Below are 14,854 nucleotides of genomic sequence, written 5' to 3'. Positions count from 1 at the left end.
TGAGAGGCGGGCAGCGATCACGAAGCTGCCCAACGTATGACGGAAGACCTAAAGGTCCAAGCTTGCGCGAAGGTGGTATGCGAAAGGTGTGCTTCGCTCTAGAACCCGGACTGTATCCGAGAAAAGACGATGTCGGTGAAGATTGATATCTGTGCGCCGACGAAGGGCGCCGAAATGGCTGCCGTAATCATCACGGCGAGGATCTTCGGGACGAAGGTCAGCGTCATTTCCTGAACCTGCGTCAGGGCCTGAATGAAGGCGATGACGACGCCGACCACCATTGCGGCCAGAACGGCAGGCCCCGAGGCCACGATCACGGTCCAGATCGCGGCCTGTACGATGTCGAGGGCATCTGCCTCATTCATGGGAGCTCACTTCACTTTGACACCCGGGCCGATGACGAGCTCCTTGCCCGTATCCAGCACGGCGATGATTCCATCGGAGTATAGTTTCACCTCCTTGACGACACCAGTCGTCTTGCCGTCAGCACTGGTAACCGTTTTGCCGATCACCGCGTCCGCTTCGCTGAGCGAAGTGCGCTGCAGCAGGCTTTCGAGGTTCTTGTTGGTCTTGATCGTCTGCTCCACCTGCGAGAAGGTCGCAAGCTGCGCGATCTGCTCCGACGCGTCCATCGGCTCCGTCGGATCCTGGTTCTTCATCTGCGCTACGAGCAGCTTCAGGAAGTTCTCGTAGTTGAGCGTCGCCGCGCTCGCATCGCTCGTCGATTCCGTGCCGGAAACGGTCGGTGTGTAGCTGGTCGAAGTCGTGCTGACGCCGCTTACCGCCATGGTGCGATCTCCTTGCGAATCTGTTCCACCGTTGACGGTGTCAATTCCTGCGCATTGAGGATGCGATCCTCGATCGGGTAAAGTCCGCGGATCGCTTTCAGCGCCTCGAAGGCGCGCCCTTGTGTGACGAGGCCGTCGATGCGCTTCAATTCCGCCAGCACCTCTTCGTTCTTGAAGCAGGCGAGCAGCATGACGATCGACTTGCGGAACATGGCGGTCGACTGCTCGGCGCCTTCCGGATTGATGAGGATCATCTGGGCGATGAAATAGAGCTGTCTCAGCGGCGTCGTCGCATCTTCGGGCTGCAGGACGTGATTTTCCAAAAGGAAGGTGACATCGTTCAGGAATTCGATGGCGACCTTACGGTCAACGCGAAGCACCGCGCCGTTTACAAAGATTCTTTCGCCCGATTTCAGCGAGATACGCAAAGTGCTCTTCATTTCAGTCCATCCCTGATGATGGTGGTAATGTCTATGATGCCCTGGAAGTTGGAAGACTCGCGTTTGCGAATCTTCTCCGTCTCGTTCAGGATCCAGATCCCGATCGAGATGAGATTGGCGCGCAGTTCGTCGTTGAGCTGGTTGTCCGGCGCGCGCAGATCTTCGATGAACCGAATCCAGAGACGTCGGGTGAAATAGACCGCCTCGATCGCCTCGCGCGAATAGCCGTTCTTTTCCTTCGCCGCCTCTAGGAGCGCGATGGAACGATCGAGGACCTGCCGCTCTCGATCCTTGGAAACGACTACGCCTTCCTCCATGATCTCGGCGTAAGCAAACTGATACATTCAGACATCCCTCATGCTTGTCCTCATCCTCTAATCATTAGAGGAAGTCTATCAAACTCAACTGCTGGATCCGCGCCGTCAGCGTGTAGGACGTCTCCACCTGCGTAAGCAGTGTGTTCATCCGGGTCGAAGCCGCATAGGTGTCGACGCCTTCGAGATCCGTGATATGCGTGTTGATCAGCTTGATCTGGGCCTCTAGCGAGGTGTTCGCCTTTTTCACCCGCGCCTCGGAAATGCCGAGAGTGCTGCGTTCTCCGGTGATTTTGGTATTGGCCTGCTCGACATAGCCAAGCGCCGCCTCGCCGATATAGGCGCGGACTTCGGAGCTCACGTTCTCATCCATCAGCTCGGACGCGATCACGCTGGCAAGGGCAAACTTCCGGAAGCCGTCGGTCGTCGCATTCGTCGAGCTTTGCACGACCTCGGTCGTGCTGATGCGGCTGGTCATGTTCTGGCTCGAAGCCTTAGACCAATCCGCCGCCCATTGCGCGTCGCTGGCATAGAGCGGCTCGAGTGTGTTGGTGATGAAATCCTCCATCTGCGTCACGGTGAAGTCGCTCATGGAAGCGATGCCGTTTGCCGTCATGAAGGTGGCCAGCTCATTGTCGAAGGTCGTTTTCGCAGCCGAACCGGCGGCATAGTCCTCGAAGGGCCTTACGTCGGTATTGATGCCGGCGAAGAGGAACTCTCCGTTGAAGGACAGGTTCGCCGCCGAAGAGAAGGCCGACATGGCACTTTCTATTTGCGTCTTCTGGGTGGCGAGCTGATCCGCGGCATCGTTACCCTTGAAGGTGACGAGCGCGTTGCGCACCTCCTGGGCCGCGTCGGCCATCATCGACAGGGCCTGTTGCGAGGCCGAGAGCCTCTGGGTAACGACCGAGTTCGTGTCAACCAGCGTCTCCAGCCGAGCGAGCTCCCGCCGCAGGCTGACCGAGCGGGAGGTCGAGGAACCGAGCTCCACACCGACATCCGCCAGCCGGCCGGTCGTGACCTCCGTCTGGAGCTTGAGCAGCTCCGCCTGACCCTGCTGAATGGTCAGGCGCATGGCATTCTGCACGGCCAGGTTAGAAACGAAGGATGTCTTCATGATTACCTCACGGCTTCCAGAAGCGACGCCATCATGGCGTCGACGGTGCTGATCAATTTGGCCGAAGCCTTGTAGGATTGCTCCAGATCGAGGAGCAGCGACAGTTCCTCGTCGATGCTCACCCCCGTCACATTGCCGAGCGCCTCTTGCGTCCGGGCGAGTAGCGCCGTCTTGTTGTCGTCGGCGGTCGAAGCGCCGCTGCGGATCTGCTCGAACCAGCCGATCGAGGAGGCGCCGAATTCCATGATCGAGCTCGTGCCGTCCAGCCCGGTCGTGGCGTCGAACGCCATGTCGGCGTCCATCGCCGTGATGAAGCCGTCGAGCAAATCGGTGAAGCCGGCTTCCGGAGTTGCTGCGCCGCCCGGATTGGAAACGACGCCATTGAACCCGCCGTCGCGAAGCAGGAAGGGATTGGCCTTTGCCGCAGGATTGACTGAAAGCGTAGAGGCGATTCCGGGCACGACCGTGCCGGCGGCGGGAACGGTACCGCCAGACCAGGTGAAGAGACCGGGCAGACCGCCCTCCTCGAACAGCGTGACCAGCCCGCGTGCCATTTCGTCGAGTTGCGACTGAAACGTCGGAGCGATGTCGTCGCGAAGCTGCAGGAGGCTCGCGAGCTTGCCTTGTGCCGTCGTATCGGCGCCGGTCCCCGCCGCGATCGGCACGCCGTCGACCAGGATGGCATTGCCGGTAATGGTGGCGTCATAGGCCGCCGTCGGCGTGAAGGTGACCTGCCTCGGCATGGTCTCGAAGAGGACCGTGCCGTCGGACGTATAGATCACGGTGTCGTTGTTTGCGCGCGTCACGGTCGAGATGCCGACCAGTTCCGATATCTGCTTTAGGATCTTGTCGCGGTCGTCGAGTGCCGCGGTCGCGTCCGTGCCTGCGGCCGTCGCCGTTTTCACCGCATTGTTCGCCGTCTCGAACTGCGCAAGCAACGCGTTCAGGTTGGCGACCTCCTCGGCAATCTGCTTGTCGGTATCGAGGCGCAGGTCCTGAATGGCGGCCGCGGTCTCGTTGATCGAGTTCGCAAGATCCCAGGCGTCCGACACTACCGTCGCGGCGATCGTAGAATTGCCGGGCGTCGAGGCGAAGGTCTGCAGGCTGCCGTGGAACGCTGAGAGGTAGGTTGACGGCGACGATTCGTAATCGTTGCCGCCGAGTGCGGATTTCAGGATCTCCAAGCCGGAAAGCAGACTGCTCTGCGCGGAGGATTGCGAGATGCTCACCAGATTCTGCTTGAGCAACGCCTCGTTCTGCGCCCGGTAGATCGAAACGATCTGGGCGCCGCCCGACGTGGTCCCGAGCATGGCCATGCGCCGGGAGTAGTCGGCGTTACCGGCATTCGCAACGTTCTTCGACACGGTGGCGGTTTGCAGCGCCGTGGTAGAGAATGCGGATTGCGCAATTGCGATTGCAGAAGACAGCGACATGCCGGGACCGTTTCTTCAGGGATTAGCGCTTCAGGTTCACGAGAACTTCAAGCAACTCCGAACCGGTCTGAAAGACCTTGGAATTGGCCGTGTAATTGCGCTGCGACTCGATCATGGCCGTCAGTTCCTCGGCGATGTCGACGTTAGAGCTTTCGAGCGCTCCGGAGAGGATTTCGCCGAAATCGCCGGAGCCCGCGAAGCCGGTGATGATCACGCCCGAATCGACGCCCTGCGAATAAACGTTGCCCGATTCCGGGCGCAACTTGTCCGGGCTCTGCACATTGGCGAGTGCGATACGATAGCGCGGGTCGAGCTCGCCATTCTCGTATTTCACGTAGACGATCCCGTCGGAATCGATCTGATAACCGGCCACCTTGCTCGGCGCATTGCCGTCGATGGTGCCGCCGTCAGCACTGAAGGCGTAACCTAGCTGAGTGGTCTTGGAGAGATCGATGGTTAATACCCCGAGATTGGCGCCCGTGACCGGCAAACCCGTCATTGCCGCGGTGGTCAATGTGACTGGGGTTGCTGTCAAGTCGCCGGCCGCGGTGAAGTTCAACGTCTGGGTGCCCAGCACCGTTGCCGAGGTCCGGTCGACAACCTCCACGCTCCAGGTGTTGGCGGCCGTCTTCTCGTAGTTGAAGTCGAGAATGCGGGTGTTTCCCTGGCTGTCATAGACGACGAGCGACGTCGTGGAGATGTCGCCCACTGCCGCGCCTGACGGCAAGTTCGCGCCCATGGAACCGGTGGTCGACCCCGCCGCGATGAGGCCCTCGGAAGCGAGGTTCACCTTCGTCAGACCGTCGAAGCCGTTGACCACGACTGTCGGATCGACGCCGGCCTCGTATTCGTAGCCCATAAGCGTGAAGCCGGCGGCGTTCACCAAGTTGCCTTCGCTGTCCGGGACGAAAGCTCCGGCGCGCGTCAGATATTCTTGCCCGTTGGCGGCTTCGACGATGAAGAAGCCGCCGCCGTCGATCGCCAGATCGCTGGCGGATGTCGTGAAGGTCGTCGCGCCCTGTTCGGAGATGCTGTAACGGACCTGCGTCTGTACGCCGCCGGAATTATAGGCGCCATTGCTCGACGGCAGGATCATCGATGAGAATTCCGTCGAAGCGCGCTTGTAGCCGGTCGTGTTGGCATTCGCGATGTTCTCGGCGACTGTGCTGAGCCGGTTCGACTGGGCGTTCATGCCGGATACGCCCGTTCTCATGGTACCGTAGAGACTCATATCGGATCCTCGTTTCCTTGTTGCGGCGACACTAGGAGCCGGGCCTTGCGTGAACCTGTCTTGGGCTGGCCCCGCCCGCCCGGCCCAAACTCAACTCCAGTCGATGCAGTAGCCAAGGAAGCGCTTGGAATCGATCGGATCGACGCCGAGTTTCTTGCGGAGTTTCTTGCGCAGCTTGCTGATGTGGCTTTCGACGACGTTCTCTTCGACGTCCTCATCGAAGATGCCGTAGATCGCGTTGAATATCTGCGCCTTGGATACCCGGCGGCCGCGATTGGCGACGAGATATTCGAGGATGCGCCGCTCGCGCCGTGGCAACGCGAACACTTCGCCGTTGATCTCCGGATCGCGGCCATCGGCGAAAACACGAATCGCGCCAATGTCGGTGTAATTCGCGATCGCCTTCAAACGCCGGCGGATCGCCGCGACACGCGCGAGGATCTCCCTCGGATGCACCGGCTTGCGCACGACGTCGTCGACCCCGCAGTCGAAGAGCGCCAGCGTGTTTTCGAGCGACGGGGTGTCGCTCATCGCGATGACCGGCGCCTGGGAACGGTCGCGGATCGCGCGCGGCAGGCTGAAAGCGCTCTCGCCCTGCCCGATCAGGAAGGCCTCGACTGCGTCGATATCGGAATCGGCGGCGGTGCTCACCCACTCGCCGAACTCCCTTGGATCAAACCCCGTCGAGGGAATGCCCTCGCGCCCGAACAGGGACGCGTAGCCGTCCTTTACAAGCTCTCTCTCATCAACCACCACGATCATTCGTCCGCCTCCGAATCAATATGGGTGCCTCGTTGAAACAGAGGTACGAATCCAGGGATTCACGAACAACTAGAGGAAGTTAATGGGAGATTTTAATAGTTGATTAAGGATTGCGTGCCGATTTGATCTATATCTAGTAGGTAGCTGTTAATCATGCCACTAAGATCGTGTGGAAAAGTTAACGCGCGGTGACGAAATCGCTTGCGATCACAATCTCTCCGCATTGTCGCCACAATGCAGGACTGCCGCCCTAAAGGCAATCAAAGGTTGATTATCGACAAAACTGCAGCGCGTTCGGCGTCCACTTGCCGTAGCCGGTCGCGACGAGATTCGCGATCACCCGGCAGACATATTTCTTCTGCGCCGGATCGTTGTTGGGACCGGCATGGTAGCGAGCGACGGCCATGGTCCAGCTCTCGTGCCTGGCGCGCAGGTTGGAGAGAAAGCGCGCGGCATATTCGACATTCCTGCGGGGATCAAGCATTTCTTGCGGAGAGCTGAAGTGCTCGCTGTGGAAGTGGTAGTTGATCTGCATGCAGCCGAGATCGATAAGTTTCGCGCCCTCAGCGCGCGCCGCACCGAAGCGCGCCAGAACATCCTCTATGCTGGTCCCGAAATAGGCCTTGCCCTCAATGTTCATCGCATAGGGCTGAAGCGATCCCTTGCGGCCGGTCTCCGTCAACCCGACAGAATAGAGGATGCCGGCGGGAATGCCGTATTTCGAGGCGGCGGAGAGGATTTCACGCTCGCATACGCCGGCGCTCGCGAAAGCGCTACATGTAGACGTGGCCAGTGCGAGGGCGCTCAGCGCCAATCGGCGCGTCATCCATTGCATCATTGCCGGTCCACCTTTCCATCGCCGCCTGGCCGCCATCCTGCCGTTGACGCCGCTCGCCACCATCGTCTCCTGCCCGCTCGCGGCCCTGCCCCCCGAAGTGGGTCTGCGCCTGCGGCTGCGAGCCGTTGCCGCTCGATGCATCGCCACCGGCATTGAAGACGACGTTCACCTGGTCGACCGCGAATCCTTGCGCACGCAGCGCCTTCACCATCTCGCCCTGGTCGTCCTGCAATTGGCGGAAGGCCTCACCCGTTTCCACCTTCAAGTCGACCTGGAGTTCGTCGTCCTTGAGCCTCAGCGTGGCGGTCACGACACCGAGCTCGATCGGATGCATCTGGATCTTCAGCGTGTTCAGCGTCTTGCCTGCCTGGCTCCAGGCTTCAGGTTGCGCCGCGGTCGCGCTGGATTGCAGCGCCGCTGCCCACTCGCCATCGCCCGCGATCGCATTGGTCACGGATGTTGCGTTGGTGTTCATCGCCAGACCGAGATAGCGGCGCGCCTCCAGAACGGTGACGGTTTCGCCCTTGGCGCCGGCCGACGACTTGCTGTTCTCGACGGCGACCCTCTCGCCATCCTGCGAGATGCTCATGGACACGGCCTGCCCCTTGCCATCGGCGCGGGCGAAGCGGAAGAGCTGATCCGATCCGCCGTCCAGCGTGGGCTCTCCAGCTTGCGACTGCCCTCCATCCGCTGCACCCGCCAGGATGCCGTCTGCCGTTCTCTCTGACACGCCGGCAGCGGCATGACTCTTCGAGCTGAGCTCTGCCCCGTTCTCCGGAGGAACGCCAACGGATACCGGCGTGGCACCGCCGAGCATCGTCAGCAGATCGCTGACGGTACCGCTTGCCGTCCCCGCTTCAGCGGTACCCCCACTGCCGTCCGGCGTATCGGCGCCGACCGGCTCCTCCGCGACACCGCTCACCGTCCGCACGTCTCGACGCGAGGAACCTGTCGCCTCTTCGGTCGGCGCCGCCTTTTCCTCTGCGCCGACGCTCCGTTCGCCCTTGGACGACGCCTGCGCCGAAGCCATCGCTGGGCTTCGGCGGAGTGGTTTCGCCGTAGCTTCGCGACCTGCGTTGGAGGCGGACGGCAAAGCTTCGCCCTCGGGAGGCGCACCGACCGCTATCGACCCCGGGAAGCTTTCGCCGCGGCCGTTCCTCGCGATCGAGAGATTCGCGCCGCGCCCGCCGCTCGCAACGTCATCCGCAGGAATTTGTGAACCGTTTGCCGCCTGGCCCGCCACCTGACCCTGCGCCTTCTGGCGACCGGCGTCGGCCACCGCCTCGCCAAAGGCGCCGGGCTCGGCCTCGGCCTGCCCACGGCCCTGCCGCGGGCCCGGCCTGCCGGTCGAGGCCGCGGCCGCCGCACCCAAACTCTGGTCAAGAGGTCTCATTGTCCCTCCTCCTTCAGGAGCGCGTCGATCTGCTCGATCTTCGAACGCCCGCTCGCAAGAAAGCCGTCGAGGACCGGGTCGCCGGATCGAGCTGCATCGGCGGCGATTGCGTCGCCATCACTCGCTCCGGGCGACGGCGCATCGACCGTTTGCCCGAAGGGACTGATGCCGCTTCCGGTTTCCTCGGCGGCCGCCTGGCTTTCCTCCCCGGCGGGTCTGTCGTCTTTAGACGCGGGCGCTTGCGCGGAGCTTTCATCGAGCGGCGGCCGCACGACCGCATCGGCAATCGCCTTCGCCGCCTCGCGCAAGGCGCGATCGCGCGGGGAAAGCTTTTCATCGGGGATCGCGCTCAGGGTTTGCGTCGCGGCGAAGACATCATCCGAAGGCACCGCAACGAGCCCCTCATAGAAGCTCGCGAGCACCTGCGATTGCGAGCCGCTCTCCTCCGCCAGGTCTTCGGCGCGCTTCGACGCAAGACGCGCGAGCGCCTGCTTTCCGGCAATGGCGGCGCGCCGCGCAACGCGCAGATAGACCTCACGCTGGCGCGCATCGTCCATGAAGGCGAGGATTTCCGACACCCTCTTCTCGGCTTTCTCGTCGAAATGCACGACCGCGAGTTCGACGAAGAGGTCTGCAAACTGGCTCGCATAGGGAGAGGTCAGATAGCGGCGCGCATAGTTCAGCGCGTAGCGAAAGCCCTTTTCCGGATCGTTGGCCCGCGCCGCAAGCGATACGGAACGACGAAGCGCTGCCTCCTCGATAATGGTGCCCGGCGCCGTCAGGCGCGCCCAGTCGTAATATTTCATCGCAGCGACGGGATCCTGCTGCGACGTGGCATTGCCGAGGATCAGGAAGAGATAGGGGCCGATGCGGGCGTTCTTGTATTCCGGCGCCGCCTTGGAGAGATTTTCGACGATCAGCGGGCCTTTGCCGTTGAGGTACTGCCTGAGCGCATCGGTCACGCGGGAATCGAAATTGCCCTCGACATCGCGGTCGGCAAGAAAATCGAGCGTCGCCGGATTGCCGCCGCTCATGACATAGACGAGGGCTGCATCGACGTTGCGCGGATCGCGAAAGGCCGATGGATCGGCGGCGCGCAGACGCTCGTCGATCGCGCCCAGCATGAAGCGCTGCATCTCGATCGCCGAGTGGTCTCCGAGGACTACCGAATCCTGCACATATTGCAGCGACCTTATCATCTTGAAGGGCGCGAGCTCTTCCGACCCGTTCGCGCGGGCGAGACCGGTAGCCAACGGAACCGCCAGTGCTGATGCCGCAAGAATGACGCCGAGCCGCTTCAGCATCCCGCTCACCCTTGCTCCGACTGCAGCAGGATCTCGATCCGCCGGTTGGCCGGCGCGTAGGGATCGTTCGGCACCTGCAACCGCCGATCCGCAAAGCCGCTGATCTGTTTGACGCGCTCTTCCTTCAGGCCGCCGCGGACCAGCATGTAATAGGCGCTCTGGGCGCGCGCCGCCGAAAGGCGCCAGTTGTCATAGGTGCCGTCCTTGAAGGGACGCCCGTCGGTATGACCTCGCACGACCACCGCCCCCTGGCGCTCGGAAAGCAGCTTGCCGATCTTCTCCATGGCGAGCACCAGTTCCTTCTGCGGGACAGCGGAACCGACGGCGAACATCGGCTGATCCGTCTGTTCGCTGATCGTCACCAGAAGGCCGCCTTCGGAGGGTGTCACCACCAGCCCCTCGAGAAGGCGCCCCGCCTCGCCGCCGACCTCCTTCTCGATCTCGGCCTTGAGGGCTTCGGCTTCCTTCCGGTCTTTCGCTTCTGCTTCGCTTTCGGCTACGTCCGGGCTTTTCGCCGTTTCGCCTTCGGCCTTCGCCGGATTTTCTGCTTCGGGCTTCTGCCCGACGGCGCTATCCAGGGCGGCGTTCGCCGCTGCCGCGACATCGCTCTCCGCCGTGTTGCCGCCGTCCTTCACTTCGACCTGCTTGGTCCAGAAGTCCGGATCGAATGGGTCGCGATAAGCCTCGCCGCCGGAGGCGCCTGTCGCGGGTCCCGATTGCCCGGCACCGCCATCGCCCTTGACGCTGATATTGGCCTCATGGCCCACTTCGCGCGCGATCTCGGAAAGAACCGAGTATGGATTCTCGAAGAAGTCAGCGTCGGAATATTTGGTTTCCTCTCCCGAGGTCGCCGTCAGTTGATCGCCGGACTTGGCGGAGCCGCCGGACTTCGTCTGTTCGCCGTCGACCTTGGAACGCTCCTGCGTTTCTTCGCCCTGGGCGTCTTTGGCCGGATCCTTGAGCCCCTTCTCCGACGGCTTCTGATCGGTAAGCTGCACCGGATTGAAATAGGCTGCGATCGCCGCCTTCGTCTCTTCATTGGCGGCGTTGATCAGCCACATGACCAGGAAGAAGGCCATCATCGCCGTCATGAAATCGGCATAGGCGATCTTCCACGAGCCGCCGTGATGGCCGTCATGACCATCCGCGGAGCGCTTGACGATGATGATGTCGTTCTTGCCGTTGTGATGGCTCTCGTCGCTCATGCCAGAACCTTCCGGACGGTATCGGACCAGGCGGCCATGCGGGTCACCAATATGGCTTCGCCCATTTCAACGGTGAGATCGAGATCGCTACCCTCGATGTGGCGAAACGCCGTCGCCTCGGGCAGTTGCGCTTTGAGCGCTTCGAAAAGCGCAAGTCGCCCGTGGACCGTTATCGCAAGCCCCTCGCCGGCGGCGAGACCCTGCCGGATCATGCCGGCGAGATTCTCGATCGTCCGTTTGACGAGCGCCTCGTCCATCACCGGCGCCAGCACAAGCGCCGCCTGGTCGCCGAGCGTGAGCGCCAGTCGCTCCGTCATGTCGCTGAAAGCGGCAGCCAGTTTCCGGGCGACGTCATCTTCCAGACGCCGCCTCAGCGTTTCGAGTTCCTCGGCATGTCGGGCTTTGAGCTCGGCTATTTCTTTCTGGTGCTCGAAGGCGAGTTCAGCACTCGCCTCGGCGCGACCTTGCGCAAAAGCCTCTCGACGTTCGGCGTCGATGTCGGTATCGGGCATGGCCGGCCTCGCGCCCACACGATTATTGTCGGGAAGATCGGCATCGAGGTCCGGGAAATATTTCGGCGGCATCCGCGCGAGTTCGATCTTCGGCGGGCTGAAATCCTTGAGGTAGCGGGAAAGCGACGCGCTCATCGGCACGCCCCCGGCCGGCACGCCACCAGCGTCGATGCTCCCTGCCTTGCCGGCAAAGGCTGCCTCATGGCCCGGAAATCCATAGAGCCTGACACGTCTTAAATGTCTCCTTCGGCCCCCTCGCCCGAGACAGCGATAGGACCAGCATTCTCGATGCGCACCGGTTCGCGAAAAGGCGGAGCCCAAGCGACGACCGCTGCAAGCGGCGGCCAAAACCATCTTGGCCGGCAGTCGGACTACAGCGCCGCGCGCCTGATCGGACGCGCAAAGGTCGCTGTAGCGCTCTGAATTGCTGCGGAAGGGAGGCTACCCGGTCAAACTTGTGCGAAAATGAAGGTGTTGGACCGCGCCAGGGCAACAGCGCGGTCCAATCTTTTTCCTCCGATGCCGATGACCGGCGGCACGGCGGAAAGAAGTGCTTGAAATCTGCTTGGGGATTCTGGGGGCATGTCCATGAACCCCTCCTCCCTCACGCGTCCGAACCTGCCCTTACTCCTGGAACAGGCGGAGGATGTTCTCGGACGTCGTGTTCGCGATCGACAGCGACTGGATGCCGAGCTGCTGCTGCGTCTGCAGTGCCTTCAGCCGCGTCGATTCCTCGTTCATGTCGGCATCGACGAGACGGCCGACACCCTTGTCGATCACATCCATCAGATTGGCGACGAAGCCTTCCTGCATCTCGATGCGGCTGGTGATTGCGCCGAGCGTCGAAGCGGAGTCGGTCAATTGGCTGATGAGCTCGTCGACGACGCTGATCATATCGTCGAGTTGCGCATCGGTGGTCGTGTCGTCGATCTCGATCTCGGTGGCACCAGCGGGAGCAGCACCGGCGTCGATGAGAAAAAAGTTGCGCGGCACGCCTGTCGGAGTGGGCTGCAGGACGTCCGCATTGACCGCCTTGGTGAGCATGCCGCGCGCCGGGTCCACGACGTCGACCAATATGGACGTGGAGGTGTCATAGTCGAGCGTCGTGACCGAAACGCTGCCATCAGCGCTGCGATTGAACGACGCAACAACCGATTTCACGCCGACCGCTGCGGTAGCATTGTTATAGAGCCAGTTCTCGCCGGAGAAGGACGCGGATTGTGCGGCCGACACCAACTGTTCCTTCAGCTGGGTAAGCTCCTTGTTGATCTTGTCCTTGTCGACGCCGGGTTCTCGGGCAGCAACCAGCTTGGCCTTAACCTCGCTCATGAGATCAATGACCGTGTCCATTGCGGCATAGGCGGTATCGACCTTTGCCGCGCCCAGACCCAGGGCGTCCTGAACGGTGGAAAGAGCCGTATTGTCCGAGCGCATCGTGGTCGCGATGGACCAATAGGCCGCATTGTCAGCAGCAGTCTCTACCCGATAGCCGGAGGAAATACGATTTTGCGTTTCTTCCAAGTTTCGGTTGATGGAACGCAAGGTCTGCAATGCCGCCATAGCGGCGGCGTTGGTCATGATGCTGGTCATTTGCTGTCGCCCTAACTGGGGAGAATGGGAACATTCCGGAAGGGGCCGGCGACGACGGTGAGGCGTCATGCACGCTGGCACCTTATTTGCCCTGGGTGACCAGACCATCGCTTTTAACGAACGGTTAACGCGAAATGGTTAACAAACAGTTAACGCTTAACGAGTCATTAATATGCGTAAATGTTTCGTAAAGCTTCGAAGCCTGAGCGTAGCGCTCTTGCCGCACCACTCACACGAAATTTCTTAGAACGTTGCAATGAAGTTGCGGCCGGAAAACATTCAAGGCCGCGCGGCAAACCGCGCGACCTTGGACCGATAGCGAGCAAGCAAGCGAGTAGGCAGCCAACTACTCGTTACTGACGGAAGAGCTGGAGGATGTTTTCCGAGCTGGTATTGGCGATCGAGAGCGCTTGGATCGCGAGCTGCTGCTGTGTCTGCAACGCCTTCAGGCGCGTCGATTCCTCGTTCATATCCGCATCCACGAGACGACCGATGCCGGAGTCGATCGAGTCGGTCAGCGTCGAGACGAAATCCTCCTGCAAGCCGATGCGCATGGAGATAGAGCCGAGCTCCGAGGCAGCACTGGTCATCGCCTGGAGGGCGCCTTCAACCAGCGTCAGAGCTTCGGCCATCTCCGCGGTATCGAAGCCCGTGATATTAAGAGCGTAGACTGAAACGTTGATCGTGGCGCCGCCAGCGGTCCCGAGAATACCGTTTGTGGTTGAAATGGCGCCGGCGCCGTTACCGCCGAAGAGAAGGTTCCCCGTCGCGGTGTCAACCAAGGTATAGGTCGTCGTCTTAACCGACACCGTGCCATCGGCAGCCCGGACGAAGCCCGACACGACGCTCTTGGCGCCGGCGTCGCCGGCGACCCAATTCTCACCGCTGAACGAAGCCGATTGGGCAATCGACATCAACTGCTCCTGCAGCTGGTCGATTTCTTCCTGAATCTTGGTCTCGTCGACACCCTCTTCCGTAGCGGCAACGATCTTGGCCTTGATTTCCTTCACGACGTCGATGGCGCTTTCCATCGCCGCATAAGCGGTGTCCACCTTCGCGGCACCAAGGCCGAGCGCATCCTGCACGGCGGAAAGCGCCATGTTATCCGAGCGCATGGTGGTGGCGATCGACCAGTAGGCGGCGTTGTCGGCGGCTTGGCCGACGCGCAATCCGGAGGAAACGCGGCCCTGGGTCGTCTCCATGCTGTCGTCGATCGCGCGAAGAGTCTGGAGCGCGGCCATTGCCGCCGTGTTCGTCAAGATACTGGTCATCGTCTAAGTGCCTCTCAATGGCATGGAATGAAAGGAACATTCCGGATCACCACCGGGAACAATGATCAGCCTCATGCCTGTTAACCGGTTGGTCACTTCGGTTAACTCATCGTTTCGACGCGGGCAGCTAACGGGAATATGGTTAATAAAATCTAAATACCTGTTAACAAAGTTAAGAAATGCCAAACTTCTGTCTCTTCGACGACAATCGCGGCAGCGAACAATGCCGCTAGTCGGAGAGGCGGTGCGCGGAACTCTACTAACGGTGGAACAGCCAAGCGCTGAAGCTATCTCCTGCGCTGCAACGCAAAAACACAATGGTGAAATTTAAGATTGGTCATTGATTCCGACTCAGTCTACGCAATCATTGCGCGAGAACTGGTGAACAGGATTCTGCGCCAGAACACTGTGCCTCGGTACGCGCATCGCTGTCTGGCGACGCGGAATTTTAGCTCGCGAACTAACATCGAGAGGGTCAATGGCAACTATAACTGGAACGTCCGGCGCGGACACGCTAACAGGCACGACAAGCAATGACACAATATCGGGCCTGGGTGGCAACGATACACTGAATGGTAGCGCTGGCGACGACATACTGACTGGCGGCGCCGGCGCGGACGTGCTCAATGGCGGCGACGGCACCGACACCGCCGGCT

The 14,854-nt window shown here is 61.2% G+C and carries 17 protein-coding genes; 1 reads left to right on the top strand and 16 read right to left on the bottom strand.

The genetic code is table 11. The features are described 5' to 3' along the window. Positions 1–98: 98 nt before the first annotated feature. From fliQ to AYK65_RS03250, 16 genes are all read right to left on the bottom strand, one after another. Positions 99–365, bottom strand: a complete 267-nt coding sequence (fliQ, locus tag AYK65_RS03320; RefSeq protein ID WP_026613198.1) for a flagellar biosynthesis protein FliQ — start codon at positions 363–365, stop codon at positions 99–101. A gap of 6 nt (positions 366–371) precedes the next feature. Beyond that, positions 372–788, bottom strand: a complete 417-nt coding sequence (gene flgD, locus AYK65_RS03315; protein ID WP_026613199.1) for a flagellar hook assembly protein FlgD — start codon at positions 786–788, stop codon at positions 372–374. After that, positions 779–1,228, bottom strand: a complete 450-nt coding sequence (flbT, locus tag AYK65_RS03310; protein ID WP_026613200.1) for a flagellar biosynthesis repressor FlbT — start codon at positions 1,226–1,228, stop codon at positions 779–781. Before flbT ends, flgD begins: the two co-directional genes overlap by 10 nt. Next, positions 1,225–1,572 (bottom strand): flagellar biosynthesis regulator FlaF, encoded by a 348-nt coding sequence (flaF, locus tag AYK65_RS03305; protein ID WP_026613201.1) that lies wholly within the window; start codon positions 1,570–1,572, stop codon positions 1,225–1,227. Before flaF ends, flbT begins: the two co-directional genes overlap by 4 nt. Before the next feature lie 37 nt (positions 1,573–1,609). Next, on the bottom strand, positions 1,610–2,659 hold the full coding sequence (locus tag AYK65_RS03300; protein ID WP_081157906.1) for a flagellar hook-associated family protein: 1,050 nt from the start codon (positions 2,657–2,659) through the stop codon (positions 1,610–1,612). A gap of 2 nt (positions 2,660–2,661) precedes the next feature. Continuing rightward, on the bottom strand, positions 2,662–4,092 hold the full coding sequence (flgK, locus tag AYK65_RS03295) for a flagellar hook-associated protein FlgK (protein WP_081157905.1): 1,431 nt from the start codon (positions 4,090–4,092) through the stop codon (positions 2,662–2,664). Between the two features lie 22 nt (positions 4,093–4,114). Next, positions 4,115–5,323 (bottom strand): flagellar hook protein FlgE, encoded by a 1,209-nt coding sequence (locus tag AYK65_RS03290; RefSeq protein WP_081157904.1) that lies wholly within the window; start codon positions 5,321–5,323, stop codon positions 4,115–4,117. A gap of 90 nt (positions 5,324–5,413) precedes the next feature. Then, positions 5,414–6,085, bottom strand: coding sequence for a transcriptional activator Rem (gene rem / locus AYK65_RS03285; RefSeq protein WP_081157903.1), 672 nt, complete (start codon positions 6,083–6,085; stop codon positions 5,414–5,416). A 271-nt stretch (positions 6,086–6,356) separates the two neighbouring features. Next, complete coding sequence (locus tag AYK65_RS03280; protein WP_046119782.1) at positions 6,357–6,911, bottom strand: transglycosylase SLT domain-containing protein; 555 nt, start codon at positions 6,909–6,911, stop codon at positions 6,357–6,359. Next, positions 6,859–8,316 (bottom strand): flagellar hook-length control protein FliK, encoded by a 1,458-nt coding sequence (locus AYK65_RS03275; protein ID WP_046119783.1) that lies wholly within the window; start codon positions 8,314–8,316, stop codon positions 6,859–6,861. The genes AYK65_RS03280 and AYK65_RS03275 overlap by 53 nt, the downstream gene beginning before the upstream one ends. Beyond that, a complete protein-coding gene (gene motC / locus AYK65_RS03270) occupies positions 8,313–9,620 on the bottom strand; it encodes a chemotaxis protein MotC (RefSeq protein ID WP_046119784.1) in 1,308 nt (435 codons plus the stop codon). The genes AYK65_RS03275 and motC overlap by 4 nt, the downstream gene beginning before the upstream one ends. Before the next feature lie 5 nt (positions 9,621–9,625). After that, entirely contained in the window at positions 9,626–10,825 is a 1,200-nt protein-coding gene (locus tag AYK65_RS03265) for a MotB family protein (RefSeq protein WP_046119785.1), read from the bottom strand. Then, positions 10,822–11,472 carry a hypothetical protein gene (locus tag AYK65_RS03260; protein WP_081157940.1) on the bottom strand — a complete coding sequence of 217 codons (651 nt, stop codon included), beginning with the start codon at positions 11,470–11,472 and terminating at the stop codon, positions 10,822–10,824. The genes AYK65_RS03265 and AYK65_RS03260 overlap by 4 nt, the downstream gene beginning before the upstream one ends. Before the next feature lie 314 nt (positions 11,473–11,786). Continuing rightward, on the bottom strand, positions 11,787–11,927 hold the full coding sequence (locus tag AYK65_RS32315; protein ID WP_172401976.1) for a hypothetical protein: 141 nt from the start codon (positions 11,925–11,927) through the stop codon (positions 11,787–11,789). 34 nt (positions 11,928–11,961) lie between these two features. Further along, entirely contained in the window at positions 11,962–12,927 is a 966-nt protein-coding gene (locus tag AYK65_RS03255) for a flagellin N-terminal helical domain-containing protein (RefSeq protein ID WP_046119786.1), read from the bottom strand. A gap of 353 nt (positions 12,928–13,280) precedes the next feature. Beyond that, positions 13,281–14,198, bottom strand: a complete 918-nt coding sequence (locus AYK65_RS03250) for a flagellin N-terminal helical domain-containing protein (protein ID WP_046119787.1) — start codon at positions 14,196–14,198, stop codon at positions 13,281–13,283. A 478-nt stretch (positions 14,199–14,676) separates the two neighbouring features. Between AYK65_RS03250 and AYK65_RS31440 the strand changes: the two genes are divergently transcribed. Next, a partial coding sequence (locus tag AYK65_RS31440; protein WP_139793121.1) for a calcium-binding protein occupies positions 14,677–14,854 on the top strand: 178 nt, incomplete at its 3' end.

This window comes from Ensifer aridi (assembly GCF_002078505.1).
Lineage (GTDB): Bacteria > Pseudomonadota > Alphaproteobacteria > Rhizobiales > Rhizobiaceae > Sinorhizobium > Sinorhizobium aridi.
Note: the sequence above shows the minus strand (reverse complement) of the source record. Positions and strands in the feature narration are given on the sequence as shown.

Coding starts and splice junctions, on each gene's coding strand:
- fliQ (WP_026613198.1), bottom strand. CDS start 365: ATGAATGAGGCAGATGCCCTCGACATCGTACAGGCCGCGATCTGGACC.
- flgD (WP_026613199.1), bottom strand. CDS start 788: ATGGCGGTAAGCGGCGTCAGCACGACTTCGACCAGCTACACACCGACC.
- flbT (WP_026613200.1), bottom strand. CDS start 1,228: ATGAAGAGCACTTTGCGTATCTCGCTGAAATCGGGCGAAAGAATCTTT.
- flaF (WP_026613201.1), bottom strand. CDS start 1,572: ATGTATCAGTTTGCTTACGCCGAGATCATGGAGGAAGGCGTAGTCGTT.
- AYK65_RS03300 (WP_081157906.1), bottom strand. CDS start 2,659: ATGAAGACATCCTTCGTTTCTAACCTGGCCGTGCAGAATGCCATGCGC.
- flgK (WP_081157905.1), bottom strand. CDS start 4,092: ATGTCGCTGTCTTCTGCAATCGCAATTGCGCAATCCGCATTCTCTACC.
- AYK65_RS03290 (WP_081157904.1), bottom strand. CDS start 5,323: ATGAGTCTCTACGGTACCATGAGAACGGGCGTATCCGGCATGAACGCC.
- rem (WP_081157903.1), bottom strand. CDS start 6,085: ATGATCGTGGTGGTTGATGAGAGAGAGCTTGTAAAGGACGGCTACGCG.
- AYK65_RS03280 (WP_046119782.1), bottom strand. CDS start 6,911: ATGACGCGCCGATTGGCGCTGAGCGCCCTCGCACTGGCCACGTCTACA.
- AYK65_RS03275 (WP_046119783.1), bottom strand. CDS start 8,316: ATGAGACCTCTTGACCAGAGTTTGGGTGCGGCGGCCGCGGCCTCGACC.
- motC (WP_046119784.1), bottom strand. CDS start 9,620: ATGCTGAAGCGGCTCGGCGTCATTCTTGCGGCATCAGCACTGGCGGTT.
- AYK65_RS03265 (WP_046119785.1), bottom strand. CDS start 10,825: ATGAGCGACGAGAGCCATCACAACGGCAAGAACGACATCATCATCGTC.
- AYK65_RS03260 (WP_081157940.1), bottom strand. CDS start 11,472: ATGAGCGCGTCGCTTTCCCGCTACCTCAAGGATTTCAGCCCGCCGAAG.
- AYK65_RS32315 (WP_172401976.1), bottom strand. CDS start 11,927: ATGGACATGCCCCCAGAATCCCCAAGCAGATTTCAAGCACTTCTTTCC.
- AYK65_RS03255 (WP_046119786.1), bottom strand. CDS start 12,927: ATGACCAGCATCATGACCAACGCCGCCGCTATGGCGGCATTGCAGACC.
- AYK65_RS03250 (WP_046119787.1), bottom strand. CDS start 14,198: ATGACCAGTATCTTGACGAACACGGCGGCAATGGCCGCGCTCCAGACT.